The 16,969-nt window shown below is 40.5% G+C and carries 24 protein-coding genes; 20 read left to right on the top strand and 4 right to left on the bottom strand.

Annotated elements, in window-relative coordinates:
* The first annotated feature begins 52 nt into the window (after positions 1 to 52).
* The 16 genes from ACQKEV_RS15535 to ACQKEV_RS15460 all read left to right on the top strand — a co-directional run bounded on the left by ACQKEV_RS15535 (position 53) and on the right by ACQKEV_RS15460 (position 11,090).
* Positions 53 to 706 (top strand): adenylate kinase, encoded by a 654-nt coding sequence (locus ACQKEV_RS15535; RefSeq protein ID WP_269926754.1) that lies wholly within the window; start codon positions 53 to 55, stop codon positions 704 to 706.
* 423 nt (positions 707 to 1,129) lie between these two features.
* Positions 1,130 to 1,348 carry a translation initiation factor IF-1 gene (gene infA, locus ACQKEV_RS15530; protein WP_016429904.1) on the top strand — a complete coding sequence of 73 codons (219 nt, stop codon included), beginning with the start codon at positions 1,130 to 1,132 and terminating at the stop codon, positions 1,346 to 1,348.
* A 37-nt stretch (positions 1,349 to 1,385) separates the two neighbouring features.
* Entirely contained in the window at positions 1,386 to 1,499 is a 114-nt protein-coding gene (rpmJ, locus tag ACQKEV_RS15525; RefSeq protein WP_000868344.1) for a 50S ribosomal protein L36, read from the top strand.
* Positions 1,500 to 1,522: 23 nt separating this feature from the next.
* Complete coding sequence (gene rpsM, locus ACQKEV_RS15520; protein WP_424471802.1) at positions 1,523 to 1,888, top strand: 30S ribosomal protein S13; 366 nt, start codon at positions 1,523 to 1,525, stop codon at positions 1,886 to 1,888.
* A gap of 25 nt (positions 1,889 to 1,913) precedes the next feature.
* Positions 1,914 to 2,303, top strand: coding sequence for a 30S ribosomal protein S11 (gene rpsK / locus ACQKEV_RS15515; protein ID WP_016429906.1), 390 nt, complete (start codon positions 1,914 to 1,916; stop codon positions 2,301 to 2,303).
* 144 nt (positions 2,304 to 2,447) lie between these two features.
* On the top strand, positions 2,448 to 3,392 hold the full coding sequence (locus ACQKEV_RS15510) for a DNA-directed RNA polymerase subunit alpha (protein ID WP_016429907.1): 945 nt from the start codon (positions 2,448 to 2,450) through the stop codon (positions 3,390 to 3,392).
* Positions 3,393 to 3,443: 51 nt separating this feature from the next.
* On the top strand, positions 3,444 to 3,824 hold the full coding sequence (rplQ, locus tag ACQKEV_RS15505) for a 50S ribosomal protein L17 (protein ID WP_269926756.1): 381 nt from the start codon (positions 3,444 to 3,446) through the stop codon (positions 3,822 to 3,824).
* 365 nt (positions 3,825 to 4,189) lie between these two features.
* Positions 4,190 to 5,035 carry an energy-coupling factor ABC transporter ATP-binding protein gene (locus ACQKEV_RS15500; RefSeq protein WP_427447439.1) on the top strand — a complete coding sequence of 282 codons (846 nt, stop codon included), beginning with the start codon at positions 4,190 to 4,192 and terminating at the stop codon, positions 5,033 to 5,035.
* Entirely contained in the window at positions 5,011 to 5,883 is an 873-nt protein-coding gene (locus tag ACQKEV_RS15495) for an energy-coupling factor ABC transporter ATP-binding protein (protein WP_427447437.1), read from the top strand. Before ACQKEV_RS15500 ends, ACQKEV_RS15495 begins: the two co-directional genes overlap by 25 nt.
* Complete coding sequence (locus tag ACQKEV_RS15490) at positions 5,880 to 6,677, top strand: energy-coupling factor transporter transmembrane component T family protein (RefSeq protein ID WP_427447435.1); 798 nt, start codon at positions 5,880 to 5,882, stop codon at positions 6,675 to 6,677. Before ACQKEV_RS15495 ends, ACQKEV_RS15490 begins: the two co-directional genes overlap by 4 nt.
* A 19-nt stretch (positions 6,678 to 6,696) precedes the next feature.
* Positions 6,697 to 7,446 (top strand): tRNA pseudouridine(38-40) synthase TruA, encoded by a 750-nt coding sequence (gene truA, locus ACQKEV_RS15485; RefSeq protein ID WP_427447434.1) that lies wholly within the window; start codon positions 6,697 to 6,699, stop codon positions 7,444 to 7,446.
* Positions 7,447 to 7,612: 166 nt separating this feature from the next.
* Positions 7,613 to 8,050 (top strand): 50S ribosomal protein L13, encoded by a 438-nt coding sequence (rplM, locus tag ACQKEV_RS15480; RefSeq protein WP_269926761.1) that lies wholly within the window; start codon positions 7,613 to 7,615, stop codon positions 8,048 to 8,050.
* A gap of 20 nt (positions 8,051 to 8,070) precedes the next feature.
* Positions 8,071 to 8,463 (top strand): 30S ribosomal protein S9, encoded by a 393-nt coding sequence (gene rpsI / locus ACQKEV_RS15475; protein ID WP_427447432.1) that lies wholly within the window; start codon positions 8,071 to 8,073, stop codon positions 8,461 to 8,463.
* A gap of 152 nt (positions 8,464 to 8,615) precedes the next feature.
* Positions 8,616 to 9,326 (top strand): ferritin-like domain-containing protein, encoded by a 711-nt coding sequence (locus ACQKEV_RS15470; RefSeq protein ID WP_427447430.1) that lies wholly within the window; start codon positions 8,616 to 8,618, stop codon positions 9,324 to 9,326.
* 191 nt (positions 9,327 to 9,517) lie between these two features.
* On the top strand, positions 9,518 to 10,327 hold the full coding sequence (locus ACQKEV_RS15465) for an alpha/beta fold hydrolase (protein WP_427447673.1): 810 nt from the start codon (positions 9,518 to 9,520) through the stop codon (positions 10,325 to 10,327).
* Between the two features lie 145 nt (positions 10,328 to 10,472).
* Positions 10,473 to 11,090, top strand: coding sequence for a YitT family protein (locus tag ACQKEV_RS15460; protein ID WP_427447429.1), 618 nt, complete (start codon positions 10,473 to 10,475; stop codon positions 11,088 to 11,090).
* A 105-nt stretch (positions 11,091 to 11,195) separates the two neighbouring features.
* Here ACQKEV_RS15460 and ACQKEV_RS15455 read toward each other — a convergent pair whose 3' ends face one another.
* Both ACQKEV_RS15455 and ACQKEV_RS15450 read right to left on the bottom strand, forming a co-directional pair.
* On the bottom strand, positions 11,196 to 11,339 hold the full coding sequence (locus ACQKEV_RS15455; protein WP_427447428.1) for a hypothetical protein: 144 nt from the start codon (positions 11,337 to 11,339) through the stop codon (positions 11,196 to 11,198).
* A gap of 5 nt (positions 11,340 to 11,344) precedes the next feature.
* The gene (locus ACQKEV_RS15450; RefSeq protein WP_427447426.1) at positions 11,345 to 11,644 is read right to left on the bottom strand and encodes a hypothetical protein; all 300 of its coding nucleotides are present in this window, start codon (positions 11,642 to 11,644) and stop codon (positions 11,345 to 11,347) included.
* A 137-nt stretch (positions 11,645 to 11,781) separates the two neighbouring features.
* Here ACQKEV_RS15450 and ACQKEV_RS15445 point away from each other — a divergent pair, with 137 nt between their 5' ends.
* From ACQKEV_RS15445 to ACQKEV_RS15435, 3 genes are all read left to right on the top strand, one after another.
* Positions 11,782 to 12,483: a YetF domain-containing protein gene (locus ACQKEV_RS15445; RefSeq protein WP_427447425.1), complete on the top strand. Its 702-nt coding sequence runs from the start codon at positions 11,782 to 11,784 to the stop codon at positions 12,481 to 12,483.
* A 130-nt stretch (positions 12,484 to 12,613) separates the two neighbouring features.
* Positions 12,614 to 13,327 (top strand): N-acetylmuramoyl-L-alanine amidase, encoded by a 714-nt coding sequence (locus ACQKEV_RS15440; RefSeq protein ID WP_427447423.1) that lies wholly within the window; start codon positions 12,614 to 12,616, stop codon positions 13,325 to 13,327.
* Positions 13,328 to 13,482: 155 nt separating this feature from the next.
* The gene (locus ACQKEV_RS15435) at positions 13,483 to 14,541 is read left to right on the top strand and encodes a P-loop NTPase (RefSeq protein ID WP_427447422.1); all 1,059 of its coding nucleotides are present in this window, start codon (positions 13,483 to 13,485) and stop codon (positions 14,539 to 14,541) included.
* 45 nt (positions 14,542 to 14,586) lie between these two features.
* Here ACQKEV_RS15435 and gerD read toward each other — a convergent pair whose 3' ends face one another.
* The gene (gerD, locus tag ACQKEV_RS15430; RefSeq protein WP_427447420.1) at positions 14,587 to 15,180 is read right to left on the bottom strand and encodes a spore germination lipoprotein GerD; all 594 of its coding nucleotides are present in this window, start codon (positions 15,178 to 15,180) and stop codon (positions 14,587 to 14,589) included.
* A 148-nt stretch (positions 15,181 to 15,328) separates the two neighbouring features.
* Between gerD and ACQKEV_RS15425 the strand changes: the two genes are divergently transcribed.
* Positions 15,329 to 16,006 carry a KinB-signaling pathway activation protein gene (locus ACQKEV_RS15425; RefSeq protein WP_427447671.1) on the top strand — a complete coding sequence of 226 codons (678 nt, stop codon included), beginning with the start codon at positions 15,329 to 15,331 and terminating at the stop codon, positions 16,004 to 16,006.
* 91 nt (positions 16,007 to 16,097) lie between these two features.
* Here the strand turns inward: ACQKEV_RS15425 and ACQKEV_RS15420 are convergent, their stop codons facing one another.
* A complete protein-coding gene (locus tag ACQKEV_RS15420; protein ID WP_427447418.1) occupies positions 16,098 to 16,748 on the bottom strand; it encodes a hypothetical protein in 651 nt (216 codons plus the stop codon).
* Positions 16,749 to 16,969: the final 221 nt, after the last annotated feature.

Below are 16,969 nucleotides of genomic sequence, written 5' to 3'. Positions count from 1 at the left end.
AGGAACGGTTTCGTTCCTTTTAACCTGCAAATTGTAGCAGGGGGCAAAACGTATGAATATCGTTTTAATGGGTTTGCCGGGTGCAGGTAAAGGCACTCAAGCAGATAAAATTGTTGAGAAGTACGCAATCCCTCATATTTCTACAGGCGATATGTTCCGCGCAGCTATCAAAGGTGGTACGGAACTAGGCCTAAAAGCCAAATCGTTTATGGATCAAGGTGCTTTGGTACCTGATGAAGTAACGATCGGAATCGTTCGTGAAAGATTAAGCAAAGCTGATTGTGATAAAGGGTTTTTATTGGACGGGTTTCCACGTACTGTTCCTCAAGCTGAAGCACTTGATGCGCTTCTAGCAGACATGAACAAAGACGTTGAGCACGTTTTGAATATCCAAGTTGAGCAAGAAGAGTTGATTAAGCGCCTTACTGGTCGTCGCATTTGTAAAGAATGTGGCACTGCGTATCATTTAGTCTTCAATCCACCTCAAAAAGATGGAGTGTGTGACAAAGATGGAGGCGAGCTTTACCAGCGCGCGGATGATAATCCGGAAACGGTCACAAACCGTCTGGAAGTAAATATGAAACAGACACAACCTTTGCTTGACTATTATGGCAACAAAGGCGTGTTGACAAATATTAACGGTCAGCAAGACATTCATAAGGTATTTGCTGATTTAAACGCTCTTTTAGAGGGCAACCGCAGCTGAACCTAGCGGCACGCTTGTAAACGGAATTTAATTTCTAGAGCTGCAAAAGCAAATTATGCCCGATATACGAAAGAACGAAATAGTAAATGTTGCGTCTAAGAGGATCCCTTTGTCCTTTCGTGCATTTCTGTTTCCGACAAGGTATAATGGGTTTCGTGGAAGCATCTGTGTAACGGATATGGTGGAACTCATCCAAGGCATTCCGAGCGGTCGTGTTTACATGAGGGAGACAAGGTTCACCCGGGTCAGTCTACTCCGTAGGTTGCCAGAAGCGAAGCCTGACGAGTGTCTTTCGAACATCTCTCATGCAAAACAAACATATGTTGAAACGAAAAGAATCCTTCTTGGATTTCGATTTGCGGAACATTCCGTTTGATTTGATGATGAGAACCTGATTTTTTATACAGAAGGGAGACAGGGTTGATGGCGAAAGACGATGTAATTGAAGTCGAAGGTACAGTTGTTGAGACTTTGCCAAACGCGATGTTTAAGGTAGAATTGGAAAACGGTCATACGATTCTTGCGCATGTTTCGGGCAAAATCCGTATGCACTTTATCCGCATCCTGCCTGGAGATAAAGTCACAATTGAACTTTCTCCTTACGATTTAACTCGCGGTCGTATCACATACCGTTTTAAATAATCTTTTGCACTCCGGACCACTAAGGAGGTTGGGTTAGATGAAAGTGAGACCATCTGTGAAACCGATCTGCGAAAAATGTAAAGTTATTCGCCGACGCGGTAAAGTAATGGTAATCTGTGAAAATCCTAAACATAAACAAAAACAAGGCTAATTTGAAGGAGGTGCACGACACACATGGCTCGTATTGCTGGTGTTGACATTCCGCGCGATAAACGCGTTGTTATTTCATTAACATATATTTTCGGGATTGGTAAAACAACTGCACAAAAAGTTTTAGCTTCTGCAGGAGTTGCTGAAGATGCACGCGTGCGTGATCTTACAGAAGACGAATTGAACAAAATTCGTGAATCAATCGGTGCTTTCAAGGTAGAAGGTGACCTTCGCCGTGAAGTATCATTAAACATTAAACGCTTGATGGAAATCGGTTCATTCCGTGGTATCCGTCATCGTAGAGGTTTACCTGTTCGCGGTCAAAATACGAAGAACAATGCGCGTACGCGTAAAGGTCCTCGTAAAACTGTTGCTAACAAGAAAAAATAATCGGTAAAGGAGGTTTCTTCCTAACATGGCACGTAAACAACAAACACGTAAGCGTCGTGTGAAAAAGAATATCGAATCCGGTATTGCTCACATCCGCTCTACATTTAACAATACAATTGTAACGATTACAGATATGCAAGGAAATGCGGTATCTTGGTCAAGTGCTGGTTCACTTGGTTTCAAAGGTTCACGTAAATCAACTCCGTTTGCTGCGCAAATGGCTGCTGAAGCAGCGGCGAAAGCTTCTGTGGAACACGGTCTTAAGACGTTAGAAGTAACGGTAAAAGGTCCTGGTGCTGGTCGTGAAGCTGCAATTCGTGCACTTCAAGCTGCTGGTCTAGATGTTACAGCTATTAAAGATGTAACTCCAGTTCCTCATAACGGTTGCCGACCACCAAAACGTCGTCGCGTGTAATAGGTGCGCCTCAATTAATTAATTGATTGAGAACATCATTTCTTGTACAAACTGAGTTGTGCAATCACCGATAAGTCTTAGTACCTATCGATTTCTGATGGAACGAACCTATACATTCGATGTTTTGAAGGAGGGTATATTTGAATGATCGAAATTGAAAAACCAAAGATTGAAACGGTTGAGATCAGCGAAGGTGCCAAATTTGGCAAGTTTGTTGTAGAACCGCTTGAGCGTGGATATGGAAACACATTAGGTAATTCACTACGTCGTATCCTTTTGTCTTCTTTACCAGGGGCTGCTGTAACTTCTATTCAAATTGATGGTGTGCTTCATGAGTTCTCTACTATTGAGGGCGTTGTTGAAGATGTCGCTTCAGTTATTATGAATGTGAAGAAACTAGCTCTTAAAATCTACTCTGACGAAGAAAAAGTCATTGAGATTGATGTTAAAGGTGATGGAACGGTTACAGCTGCTGACATTACACATGACAGTGATGTAGAAATTTTAAATCCTGATCTCTATATTGCAACAATCGGTAAAAATGGTCATTTGCGTATGCGTATGTATGCACAACGCGGCCGCGGTTACACTCCTGCTGATCAAAACAAACGTGAGGATCTTCCTATCGGCGTGATCCCAATCGACTCTATATATACTCCAGTTTCACGCGTCAATTTCCAAGTAGAAAATACTCGTGTTGGTCAAATGACTAATTTCGATAAACTCTCTCTTGATGTGTGGACAGATGGCAGCATCGGTCCTAAAGAGGCGATTTCGCTTGGCGCGAAAATTTTAACTGAGCATTTGAATATCTTCGTTGGTATGACTGATGAGGCAAAAACTGCTGAAATCATGGTCGAAAAAGAAGAAGACCAAAAAGAAAAAGTGTTGGAGATGACTATCGAAGAACTTGATCTTTCTGTTCGTTCTTATAACTGCTTGAAGCGCGCTGGTATCAACACGGTACTTGAGTTAGCTAACAAGTCAGAAGACGACATGATGAAAGTACGTAACCTTGGACGTAAATCATTAGAAGAAGTAAAAGCGAAGTTAGAAGAGCTTGGCTTAGGATTACGCAAAGAAGACTAAGCGACTTTTTTGATATAACAGATTAATATTCAACAAAGGAGGTAAACATCTATGGGTTACAGAAAACTTGGTCGTACAAGTTCTCAACGTAAAGCGATGTTACGTGACTTAACAACTGATTTGATTATCAACGAACGCATTCAAACGACAGAAGCTCGTGCGAAAGAACTTCGTTCAGTTGTTGAAAAAATGATTACATTAGGTAAACGTGGAGATTTGCATGCACGCCGTCAAGCTGCATCTTATATTCGTCGTGAACTAGTGACTGCTACTGATGAAGAAGGCACTGAATCAACAGTTTATGCTTTGCAAAAATTGTTTGATGATGTAGCACCACGCTACGCTGATCGTCAAGGCGGATACACACGTATTATGAAAATGGGACCTCGTCGTGGAGACGGAGCACCTGTTGTAGTGATTGAATTAGTTTAATCATCACAATTCGAAGAGGGTTCTAGGTTAGTAGCCGCCCTCTTCTTTTTAAAAGAAAAGATTTATACGACATAATGAAAAGCAGAGCGTTACGATGAGCGGACCTTTTGGTAGCGTCTCGTCTAGCTCTACGCACCTCATTCACGTAGACGGTCTGAGCAACCGAATACGAAAAAGATATAGAAGAGCGCATTTCTCTGAATGAGGTGCGCGCTTTTTTATTTCACTGAGATAAAATATTCATTATTCGGATATCGGTTGAAGAAGTGACTGTGTGCTTGTTCAAACTAATTTTTAAATAACGTAAAATAGGTATTGATGAGAATGAGTTGAGTTCGAGCTGAGTTTGAGGAGGTCATATTCAGATGACAGAAATATTATCACTACAAGACGTCACCTATACATATTCACCAGAAGAAAAGGATGCGCGTAAAGCCGTAGAAGGCATTTCTTTTTCTGTCAACGATGGAGAGTGGATTGCAATCGTTGGTCATAATGGTTCTGGTAAGTCCACAATGGCGAAGCTCATGAATGGACTGTTGTTTCCTCAATCGGGGGAAGTACGTGTTCTTGGTGAAACGCTGAATGAAGATAATTTATGGGAGATTCGTTCACAAATGGGCATGGTATTTCAAAATCCAGACAATCAGTTTGTCGGAGCTACCGTCCAGGACGATGTCGCTTTTGCTTTGGAAAATAACGGAGTTCCGTTTAAAGATATGGTTGTACGCGTACATGAGTCACTGGCTCAGGTGAAAATGGAAAAGTTTTTAAATAGTGAACCTCATCATTTATCCGGGGGACAGAAACAACGAGTAGCCATTGCGGGTGCATTGGCTTTAAAACCACGAATTTTAATCTTGGACGAAGCGACTTCCATGCTCGATCCTCAAGGTCGTGAAGAAGTTTTATCGACCGTCCGCAGATTACGTGAAGAAACGCATTTAACCGTCTTATCCATTACTCATGATCTCGAGGAAGCCTTGCTAGCCGATCGCATATTTGTCATGAACAACGGACATAAGTATGCGGAAGGTACACCACAAGAGATTTTTTCGCGTGGAGAGGAACTAGTGGCACTTGGTTTGGATCTACCTTTTGCCATGAAGATGGGCAATCTTTTGCGAGCCAATGGATTAGCGTTAAATAGCGAACACATGTCAGAAGAAGAGTTGGTGAATGATGTATGGACATCCAACTTCAACAAGTAGGGTATGCGTACGCCAAAGGCACACCTTTTGAAAAGCGTGCATTGTTCGATGTGGATTTACACATTCAATCTGGTACCTACCAGGCGATTATCGGACATACAGGTTCAGGGAAGTCGACTTTACTGCAACACCTTAATGGATTATTAAAACCCTCAGAGGGGATAGTGAAGCTTGGCGACTTGACCATTGTGGCGGGTAAGAAAGCGAAGAATTTAAAACCGGTCCGTCAGCAAATTGGCATTGTTTTTCAATTTCCCGAACATCAACTGTTTGATGAAACGGTATTGAAAGATATCATGTTTGGTCCATTAAATTTTGGCGTTTCTAGAGAAGAGGCAGAACGACGGGCACGTGTTTTAGCTGATCAACTCGGTTTGCCTGAAGAAGTACTGGAGAAATCACCGTTCGATTTGTCGGGTGGTCAAATGCGTAGAGTGGCCATTGCCGGAGTTTTGGCGATGGAACCAAGCGTATTGGTCTTGGATGAGCCTACAGCCGGTCTGGATCCACGTGGACGCCAAGAAATTATGGATTTGTTCCATCAACTTCATGTGGAAAAAGGATTGACCACGGTGTTGGTAACGCATTCCATGGAAGATGCTGCGCGCTACGCAGATCGAGTAGCCATCATGCATGATGGGCGATGTGTTCTTAGCGGAAATCCAATCGATATTTTTGGCAATGAAGAGAGACTTGCTGAATATCGTTTAGCTGCACCACGGGTTGTGCGTTTTCAGCGCAAAGTGGAGGCTCAACTTGGGTATCCACTTGACAGACTCTGCTTGACCGAGGAACAGTTGGCTTTGGAATTAAGTCGCACTGTCCGAGGGGAGCGTGATTCCTTATGATGGAGAAAATGATATTCGGCCGGTATATTCCAGGGGATTCGTTTGTTCATAAGTTAGATCCTCGTTCAAAACTGGTCTTTGTCTTTTTGTTTATTGCGATTGTCTTTTTAGCAAACAATGCAGTGACATATGCTGTCATTCTAGCGTTCACATTAGTAACCATTTTGCTATCCCGTATTCGGTTATATTTCTTAATCAATGGGTTAAAACCGATTATGTTTTTACTCATCTTCACTTTCTTATTGCATATTTTCTTTACAAAAGATGGCGATTTATTGTGGAAATGGCAGTTTATCGAAGTATATGAAGAAGGTTTGAGACAAGGTATTTTCATTTCTATTCGATTTTTGGTGCTTGTGTTTGTTACATCCATTTTGACACTGACTACTTCGCCAATTTCGATTACAGATGGAATGGAAGTTTTGTTGAATCCATTTAAGCGGTTTAAATTGCCCGTGCATGAACTCGCATTGATGATGTCGATTTCGTTACGCTTTATTCCAACCTTGATGGATGAAACCGATAAAATTTTAAAAGCACAGATGGCCCGTGGTTCCGATATTAGTACAGGCTCTATCAAAGAACGTATCAAAGCCGTCGTTCCGTTACTCATCCCATTGTTTGTCAGTGCGTTTAAACGTGCAGAGGATTTGGCTGTAGCGATGGAAGTACGTGGTTACCGTGGTGGAGAAGGACGTACACGATACCGTCAATTGAAATGGGATTGGCGAGACAGTTTGGTCATCGTAACCTTAGGGATTTTAGCTCTACTTTTGTGGTGGCTACGATCGTAAAACTGGAGGGAAAATGACATTGAAACGCTTAAAAGCAATTATTACGTATGACGGATATGGATTTGCCGGTTATCAGGTACAGCCCAATGCACGAACTGTCCAACTTGAATTGGAACGTGTGCTCACAAAAATGCATAAAGGTTCAGCCGTTCGAGTTGTGGCAAGTGGACGTACTGATGCCGGAGTTCATGCAACTGGACAAGTCATTCACTTTGATACTGACCTGCAGTTTGCTATCGATCGATGGCAACGAGCATTGAATGTTCAGTTGCCAGGTGATATCCGGGTGCTCTCAGTGGAGGAAGTTTCTGCTGATTTTCATGCCCGATATGGGACGTCCGGCAAAGTATATCGATACAAATGGGGTTTAGGCGACGTTGAGAGCCCTTTTAAGCGTCATTACGTCGTTTATATACCTGGAACCAAGCCGGACATCCAGCGTATGCGAGAAGCAGCTCAAGCGTTTTTAGGCACGCATGACTTTACGAGTTTTTGTTCGGCCCGCACCGAAGTCGTCGACCGAGTACGAACAATCAGACGTTTGGACTTGCTTGAAACTGAGCAGGATGAACTTCATATGGTGATTGAAGGTGACGGCTTTTTATACAATATGGTGCGCATCATTGCGGGGAATTTATGGGAAGTTGGAATCGGTCGTCGTGAACCTGGAGACATCGCACAAATGCTTGCAGCAATGGATCGAAAAAAGGCTGGAAAAACCGCGCCGGCACACGGTTTGTACTTAGAATCTGTGTTTTATTCCGAATGAAGCAACACGTCCAGGTGTTTTAAAATAATTCCTTGACTTTTTGTTCCATACGTTATATGATGACACATGGTATTTCATTAACCCCACAATAAGCCCCGAAACTTGTTGTTGATGATGATATAGAAAATTTTAAATCAGATTAGATTGAATTAGGAGGACAAAATACATGCGTACAACATTCATGGCTAAAGGTCACGAAGTAGAGCGTAAATGGTTAGTAGTAGACGCAGAAGGCCAAACACTTGGTCGTTTAGCTTCTGAAGTAGCTGCTATCTTACGTGGAAAAAACAAACCAACATTCACACCAAACGTTGACACAGGTGATCACGTGATCATTATCAACGCTGAGAAAATCGAATTGACTGGTAAAAAATTAACAGACAAAATTTACTACCGTCATACACAATTTGCTGGTGGATTGAAAAAACGTACTGCATTACAAATGCGTACAAACTACCCAACAAAAATGCTTGAATTAGCAATCAAAGGGATGCTTCCTAAAAACTCTTTAGGTCGTCAAACGTTCACTAAACTTCACGTATACGCTGGAGCAGAACATCCACATGCAGCACAAAAACCAGAAGCTTATGAGCTTCGCGGATAATCATAGAGGAGGATACAACCTTGGCACAAGTTCAATATATCGGCACAGGTCGTCGTAAAAGCTCAACTGCACGCGTACGTTTAGTACCGGGCGAAGGCAAAATCGTAATCAACAAACGTGACGTAGAAGACTACGTACCATTCGCAACATTACGCGAAATCATCAAACAACCATTAGTAGCAACTGAAACAGTTGGAAGCTACGATATCCATGTAAACGTTAATGGTGGTGGATACACAGGTCAAGCAGGCGCAATCCGTCATGGTATTGCTCGTGCACTACTTCATGTAGATCCTGATTTCCGTCCAGCATTGAAATCTGCAGGATTGTTAACTCGTGACGCACGCATGAAAGAACGTAAAAAATACGGTCTTAAAGGCGCTCGTCGTGCACCTCAGTTCTCAAAACGTTAATCTTCGGATTTTCAAAAACCCTTTCCCATTCGTGGGGAAGGGTTTTTTGTGTCTAAATTTTGGTGCTCGGAGATGGTTATGGAAGGCTTTTGTTTAACACTTCCAAGGTCCTTACATAGAATAGCAAGGATGAACTTATGAGGGGGACCACTTTGAATAATCCAGGTTATTATGCAGTGCAAAAATATGATATGCAGGCGCTGCAAAACTCTCTGATGTTAATGGCCGAAGCAGTGCAGGGAGAAAAAGAAGACAGTCTGTTTTATGAATATTTGATTTCGGTGGCACCAACGCAAGAGGACAAGGACATCATTGCTTCCATACGTGACGATGAGATTCGTCACAATCTGATGTTCAAACAAATGTATAAAATGTATACCGGACAGGAAGTACCGGATGCTCCAGGAGAAGAATTCACTAAACCAGCTTCCTATGAAGAAGGCATTCAGCAAGCATTATTCGGGGAACTAAGGGCAGTCGAGAAGTATCGAATAATTCGGCAGGGCTTACCTGATCGCCAAAATAGGGACTTAGTGTTTAATATTCTTACTGACGAATTAAAGCATGCTTCTAAATACAATTTCCTCTATACCGAAAATCGAACAAGGGATATCGGTTCAGGCAGTTCAACGAATAGGAACACGCCTGACGATTGGATCAGATACACTGAATTCCTAGTGGAAGAAGCACTCGAAGATGAAAAGAGGGGCATCAATTCCACACATATTTATCAGGAATTCATTTTGATGGGTATACTCGTCGGCCAAGGCTACACACCACAACAGGCTTATGAAATCGTGGAGAATTGGGAGAAAACCGGTGAATCCAAACTGTTGCAGGAAAGTAAAAAAATGAACAGTTAATAAAGGGAAACCTTAGTTAAGGTGCCAGGTAGACAGTTTAGTGCTCCAGGTAGACAGTTTACGCTTCCAGGTAGACAGAATTGCTGTCCAGGTAGACAGAATGAGTCGCCAGGTTGTATAAAATCAGGCGCACCTTAGACTGAAGGAATTCAGTGGGCATTTTATCAGATCATGATAACGGAGGAAGAAACATCGGTTATTATATTACGGTTGAAGAGAATGTGAATATTTACGTGGAGGATTTAAATCCCGGAAAAGGCAAGACCATTCTATTTTTGCATGGGTGGCCAGCCAACCATAAAATGTTTGAGTATCAGTTCGATCAGCTGCCTGCAATGGGCTATCGTTGCATCGGAATCGATCATCGGGGATTTGGGAAATCTGATCGTCCTTGGGATGGGTATAATTACGATCGAATGGCTGATGACGTACGAGTCGTAATCGATACGTTGCAATTGGAGGACGTAATCCTAGCAGGTCATTCAATGGGAGGCGCAATTGCCATACGCTATATGGCGCGCCACGAAGGGCATAAAATATCAAAGTTGGCTCTTTTTGGCGCAGCTGCACCTTCCTTTACCCAACGTCCTGATTTTTTATTTGGAAAAACCAAAGAAGAAGTAAATACATTGATTCAAGAAACGTACGCCAATCGCCCACAAATGCTGGCGGGTTTTGGTGATGTTTTTTTCGCAAGATATTTAACTGAAAGTTTTATTGATTGGTTTCAGAGTTTAGGATTAGAAGCTTCGGGTCATGCAACTGCGATGTGTCTCATGGCTCTAAGAGAGGAAGATTTACGAGACGATTTAGAAAAAATCAATGTACCTACCGTCATTTTTCATGGGAAACAAGATAAAGTATGTCCATATGTATTTGGTGAATTAATGCATGCAGGAATTAAAGAATCGGAACTCATTCCTTTTTATTACAGTGGGCATGGATTGTTCTATTGTGAGATGAAAAAATTTAATAGAGAGCTTGTTCGCTTTATCGGATAATCAAGGAACGAGTTAAAAGATGGATTTACTTAATCAATATTAAGTAAATCCATCTTTTAGGTTAGCGGGTTTTTTCCAAGTTGAAATATTTACGGAAAGGAATCATATACATTTAGTACGGTGAATTTAAGAAGGTGGAATAGCAATGCCCTTTATACATAAAACCATATCAATTCTTGTGGGAAGTTTATTGATGGCAATCGGCGTGAACGTTTTTCTGATAAACCATGAGTTGTTGGATGGCGGTACTTTTGGAATGGGTTTAATCTTGCATTATCTGACAGGGATGCAAGTGGGCTTGCTGGTGATTTTGTTGAGTATACCAGTGTTGATTCTTGCTTTGTTTTATAAACGGTCCTTTTTATACAACAGTATTCATGGTATGTTGATTTCTTCATTCATTGTGGATTTAACTTATCGTCCTTTACGAATATTGGGGTATATATTGGATCAAAATCCGTTAGGGAGCGCAATAATGGGCGGCATTTTTGTTGGGGCTGGAATCGGGCTAATGCTTCGGTATGATACTAGTATTGGTGGAACAGATTTACTTGGACAAATTGTAGCCAACTATTTAAAGGTCAATCCGGGCGTGATTATATTCATGATTGATTTCGTTATTGTATTTACGGGTTATTATTTAATCGACGACAGTTCATTGGTTTTATCCTTTATAACCGTCATCTGTGTAGGAACGATGACCAGTCTGATTGCCATGAAACGAAAAAAAGGAAAAGTACCAGCTATTTCGTTTGGAGTTTGAATATATAAAAGTTCGATTATTTTCTGGGATTTCGAACAAATATAAAATGGCCGCAATCCTCTTTCGAGGTTTGCGGCCATTTTTTTGAGTTTAACATATGATTTCTCAAATGATGCCGGTTTCAAATGTCACATCTGGAATATCTCTGGAACCGAAAATTAGAAGGGAAATAAACACAACAAGTAAAATCACATGCACAAATTTTACTCCATCAAAAGTGGAATTACTTTTAGCATCAAAACAATTCAAATGTATCACTTCCTTTTCTTATTCATTCGTTTACTTAGGGCATCAAACACTTCGTCAAGGGTCATGTCACCGTTTTTATCCAAAAAATCAGCCATCTGATTCGTTTTATCATCTTTTAAATTTCTGTATTTCCCGATTAATGTAACGCTAACAGTAGGGGAGTTACGAAATAGTTGAACGGATTCCACTTTTAATTTACCTAATAGTAGTAATGAGGCAGCAATGATTTCGAGGTCTTGCCCTTTCAATAAGTCCTGCAACGTGTATTTTGAATTTATCTGTTTGCGAAACTGATCGTCGTTCATGCTGGAAGCCCCCTCTTGCTATCGTATGTAATTTAACGAGAAAGGTTTGTAGAACTCATCTCCCTATAGTGAATAAGCAATCTTCCATTGGGAAATAATGAAAAAGGCGTTGCAGTGGGAGAAAGGGGAAGTTACGCATGGATCTGGATAATTATAGTTTTTTAGAGATGATTGTGAGAACGACCGTTACTTTTGCGGTCTTGCTAGGTCTTGCGCGGTTTCTAGGCAAGGAACAATTAAGCCAGTTAACCTTTTTTAATTACATAACCGGTATCACGATTGGCTCCATAGCAGGTGAAGTTGTTGCACATGACGATACTCATTATTTTAATGCGATAACTTCATTGATTTGGTGGTCAATTCTGACACTAATCGTTAGTTACATATCATTAAAATCTGCCAAGGCAAAGTCATTACTTGATGATAAACCAATGATTGTCATAAAGAATGGAAAGATATTGGAGCACGAACTTAAGAAAAGCCGCCTTCCTATTGGGGATTTAAATATGCTACTAAGAATACAGGGGATTTTCTCAGTTAAGGATGTGCATTTTGCGGTCTTGGAAACAAACGGAGAATTGAGTGTTTTCAAAAAAGTTGCGCAGCAATCAGCGACGAAGCAAGATGTGAAAGCACAAATCGTTGTACCGAAATATATGCCTTGCACAATCATTGCGGAAGGTAAAATCATTACACAAAATTTGAAAGAAGCTGGCATTACTGAAGAGTGGGTAATGAAACAATTGAAGAAACATGGCGTGAATTCAATACAACAAGTATTTTATGCCGAAATCGAATCGGATGGCACTGTTTACATGGATTTAAAAGAAGACGATTGAAAACCCCATAATAAGTGATGAAACCTTTTCTTTTTAAGAAAAGGTTTTTGTTCTTAAAAGCAACCATTCTTTTGCTCATAGTTTGCCTCGGACATACGTATAGTGAGTGTAAAAGGTGGTGTCGTACGCGTTGAAACGCTGGATAGTAATTGGACTTTTATTGTTAGTTTCTGTAACGGTTGTGGTTTACGAAACGCAAGCTTCTGATCGCGCATTCTTTTTACCTGCCCCTCTAGGTGGAATGAAAATTGTGGTGGACCCTGGTCATGGTGGAATTGATGGTGGAGCTTCGATGGGTGAGGTTGTAGAAAAAGATATTACGCTTGCACTTGGAAAAGAGCTTGAGAAGGAATTAAAGAGGTTGGGTGCAGAAGTCGTCATGACACGTTCCCATGCAGATGATGCAGTAGCGGAGCATAATCCAAAGGCAACTTTTCCAACCATTCGAGCTAGAAAACTTGCTGATTTAAAATTGCGTGAAGAAATGATTGTAAATTCGGATGCGGATCTATTTATTAGTGTTCATGTAAACTCCATACCGGATGCAAGATGGCGCGGGGCTCAAGTGTTTTATCATAGAGAAGGTCATGAGGGTGGAGCAGCTGTTGCAAAAGCCATTCAAGGGGCCATCCGTGAGCATATCGGAAACACTGAACGTGAAGCGTTGGCAATTAAGCAAGTGTATTTATTGAAAAAAGCAACGGTTCCAGCTGTCTTAGTGGAAACTGGTTTCTTAAGTAATCCGGAAGAACTGAAATTATTAACATCAAAAGAATACCAAGAGCAAATGGCAGAAGCGATTGCCGATGGAATTGAAGAGTATGTCGATAGCACAATGCAATGATAAGAGATGAGTGCCCATTTAAAGGGGTACTTTAGAAAGTTAACGAGTAACCGTTTATCAATCTGACACACTCCAAGAGAAAGTCTAACAATTCTACCTCCTCTATTCGATATGATATACTATAGGACGAAATGTACATCGAAGGAGTGTCTAAATTGATGAATGAACAACAGGTCCGCGAACTGCTCGGGCAATTACAGGACCCTTTTTTACATAAAACGTTACTCGAAACAAACGGCATTAAAGAAGTATCCATTAAAGAAGAAAAAAATCATGTCAGCGTGAAGTTGGCGATTGCGAAAACAAATACTGCAGAACAAATGCAACTTCAAATGAAAGTTGTAGACGCATTAAAACAAGCGGGTGTGGGTACAGTGGGAATTCGCTTTGAAGAATTACCTGCAGAAGTATTAACACAATTCCGTGGAACGGCAACAGAATCTGAAGCTCAGGATTTACTGTCCCCATTAAATAAAGTGGAATTCATTTCGATAGCTTCAGGTAAAGGTGGCGTAGGGAAGTCTACGGTTTCCGTCAATTTAGCAGTTGCTTTAGCACGTTTAGGTAAAAAAGTTGGATTAATCGATGCAGATATTTATGGATTCAGTGTTCCAGATATGATGGGCATACAACAAAGTCCAAAAATTGAAGGTAACCGCATTATTCCAGTTGAACGCTTTGGCGTTAAAGTCATTTCAATGGGCTTCTTCGTAGAAGATAACGCGCCTGTAGTATGGCGCGGTCCGATGCTTGGGAAAGTTTTGGATCAATTCTTTAAAGATGTTGAGTGGGGCGAGCTTGATTATTTGCTGCTTGATTTACCACCTGGAACAGGTGACGTGGCACTTGATATTCATCAAATGATTCCAGCATCAAAAGAAATCGTTGTCACAACACCACATCCAACGGCGGCATTCGTAGCAGCACGTGCTGGTGCAATGGCACTTCAAACGGATCATGAAGTATTGGGTGTTATTGAAAATATGGCTTGGTTCGAATCAAAAACTTCTAACGAAAAAGAGTATGTTTTTGGTAAAGGTGGCGGACCTAAACTTGCTGAAGAGCTTCGAACTGAGCTTCTTGGGCAAATTCCATTAGGTCAACCTGATTGGAACGAAGAAGATTTTGCGCCATCTGTTTATTCACGTTTACACACAACGGGTAAAATTTATGAAGAAATTGCTTCTAAAGTTATTCAAAAACTGAAAAAATAATGGTTAAACCCCCGCTAAATGGTTAGCGGGGGTTTTTGATTAAAATTATTGCTTGCCTTCTTCTTTCTTGGCACCACCGGAATCTCCTGCAGACTTGGATTTCTGTTCTTCTTCTTCCGCTAAGCCAGCTGCTTTAATCAACTCTTGCCATTTTGTTTTCAGAAGCGGGCTATCTACGGTCTCTTGCACAATTTCCTCAATTTCTTTGCGCATCGTTGCTGATTGTAAAATGGTTTCTAATTGTTTTTGCATGTCAGGTTGTCCAAAGAACGTCTCTAATTCCTTTTGGAAAGAAGCATCTTTCATTAAATCGGTCATAATTTGTTGTTGCTGTTCTTTCATGCTTTTAGCAAATGTTTCGGAGAAAGTCGGATCTTTAAATGTATCCTTCCAAAACTTTTCAGCATCTTTAGAAAGCAATGTGTTTTCTATAGAGCTTTTTACATCTTCTTGTTCTAAAATTAACAGCTCTTTGAATTCAGGATCCGAAAGCATTTGGCGCATTACTTTTTTGCCTTCTTCAGTCTGCATTGTATCCGTGACCATTTTCTTCGTTTCTTCATAAGAAGGATTACTTTGTTGCTGCCCACCACAGGCCGTCAATAAGACGACACCTAAAAGAATTATCCATTTTCGCATACTCAACCTCTTTTCTCGCACTGACCTTTTCATTTATTGTTCACAAAATCGCTGAGAATATGTAGATAACTCTTCGTAAAATAGATTTTTTACTTATTCGTTGATACAATCAGAAGAGGAACTCGAGAAAAACGGAGGATTTTTTGCTGTGACGATACGAAATTGGGTTATATTTTTCTTCAAGGCACTAATGATCGGCGGAGCTGTTACTGGTGTACTTGGTTTATTTATTCGATGGGAAGATGCATTTGCACCATATGTTGCAAGTGGTGAGTATACGGAATTCGCAGCCAGTTTTTTATGGTTTGTGTTTCTTGGCATGACAATGAGTGTTTTGAGTCAAATGGGGTTTTTCGCCTATTTAACTGTTCATCAATTCGGCGTCAATATTTTTAGAACGCTCACTTTATGGAATTGGGTACAGTTATTAATTATTGCCTTAGTCATTTTTGACTTAATTAAATTCCGATTTATGCCCCTTGCTGAGACTAAGTCACAAATGCTATTGTACTTGGGATTATTGACTATACTATTGGTCACCGGATTGGTTGTTGCATACTTAAAAGCTAAATGGACAAAAAAACACACGTTCATTTCAGCATTATTTTTTATGATTGTTATCACTACTTTAGAATGGTTACCTGTTTTGATGGTAGACGAAAAAGAAGTAGATCGATATGTGACTTTGTTATTGTTCCCATTATTAGCGGTAAATGCATACCAAATTCTTAAATTGCCTAAATACAATGCAAAGTCGGATGCAGACCGTGTTAAATTAGAAGAGCGAAGAAAAGCACGCGCTCAAGTTGAAAAAGCAAAAGCATGAAAAAAGGACATCCGAAATTGGATGTCCTTTTTTATGTCCCAAAGTATAAAAGAAATTTCAGGAGTTACAATAGCTTCTGTGCATCGCTTTTTTATGGGAATGTTTTCGTTTGTGTTTGATATCCAAAGAGGGTTTCTTCTATAGAAACGAAAGGATGCGCTTTTTGGTAGGTAATCAGTTCTTTAAGCTCGACACGAGTTTCTTGGTGTAAAGGAACGGATACAATATCTCCTTGACGAATTGGAGGAGCATTACCAGTCGTCCAGTTGACGTTTGCGCTGAGCATATTCATTTGGAAATCCCAAACTTGTGTTTTTAATGGCTCTGGAAAAACGTGATCATATGTACGGTACCAAAGAGGGATATCTCCGAATGCTGTTTTGAAACGTTCGATTTCTTCTCCCAATAATTCTGGGTTTTCTTCATATTGTTTGCTTTTCTGCCCGAGTAAACCTACTGGAATCTTTTTTTCTTTAATCTTTTTTACGATTAAAGGAGAACGCTCAATCCAATCTGCATCAAGAAATAGAAGTGGATATGGTTTCTCTAATTTTGTAATCCATTCATCGACATCTTCTCTCCCAAAAGACAAATCCACAGTCAGTGTCATTCCATGATTACCTTTCATGAGAACGTCGGGTTGTTCTGTTACACGGAAAACGGAAGCCCATTGCTCTTTCTGTTGAATAGAAAAGAATAAAACGAACACACTGATTAAGGTTAAAAAAATACGTTTCTTCAACTGGTTATACAACCTCCCATGAACTAGTTTATTTTTCTTCAATAAAAATTATGATATTGTATTGACATACTTTATTGGAGGATGGTAAGATACAAAAGTCGTCAAAACAAGCGACAAACAAAAAAGAAAAAGCAAAACTTTTTGTTGACATGACAAACTGGATTTGCTAAGATATAAAAGTTGCTGTCGCGAGAGTGACCAACGAAATGAACCTTGAAAAC

The sequence above is a fragment of the Paenisporosarcina sp. NPDC076907 genome (assembly GCF_050269735.1).
Lineage (GTDB): Bacteria > Bacillota > Bacilli > Bacillales_A > Planococcaceae > Paenisporosarcina.
Note: the sequence above shows the minus strand (reverse complement) of the source record. Positions and strands in the feature narration are given on the sequence as shown.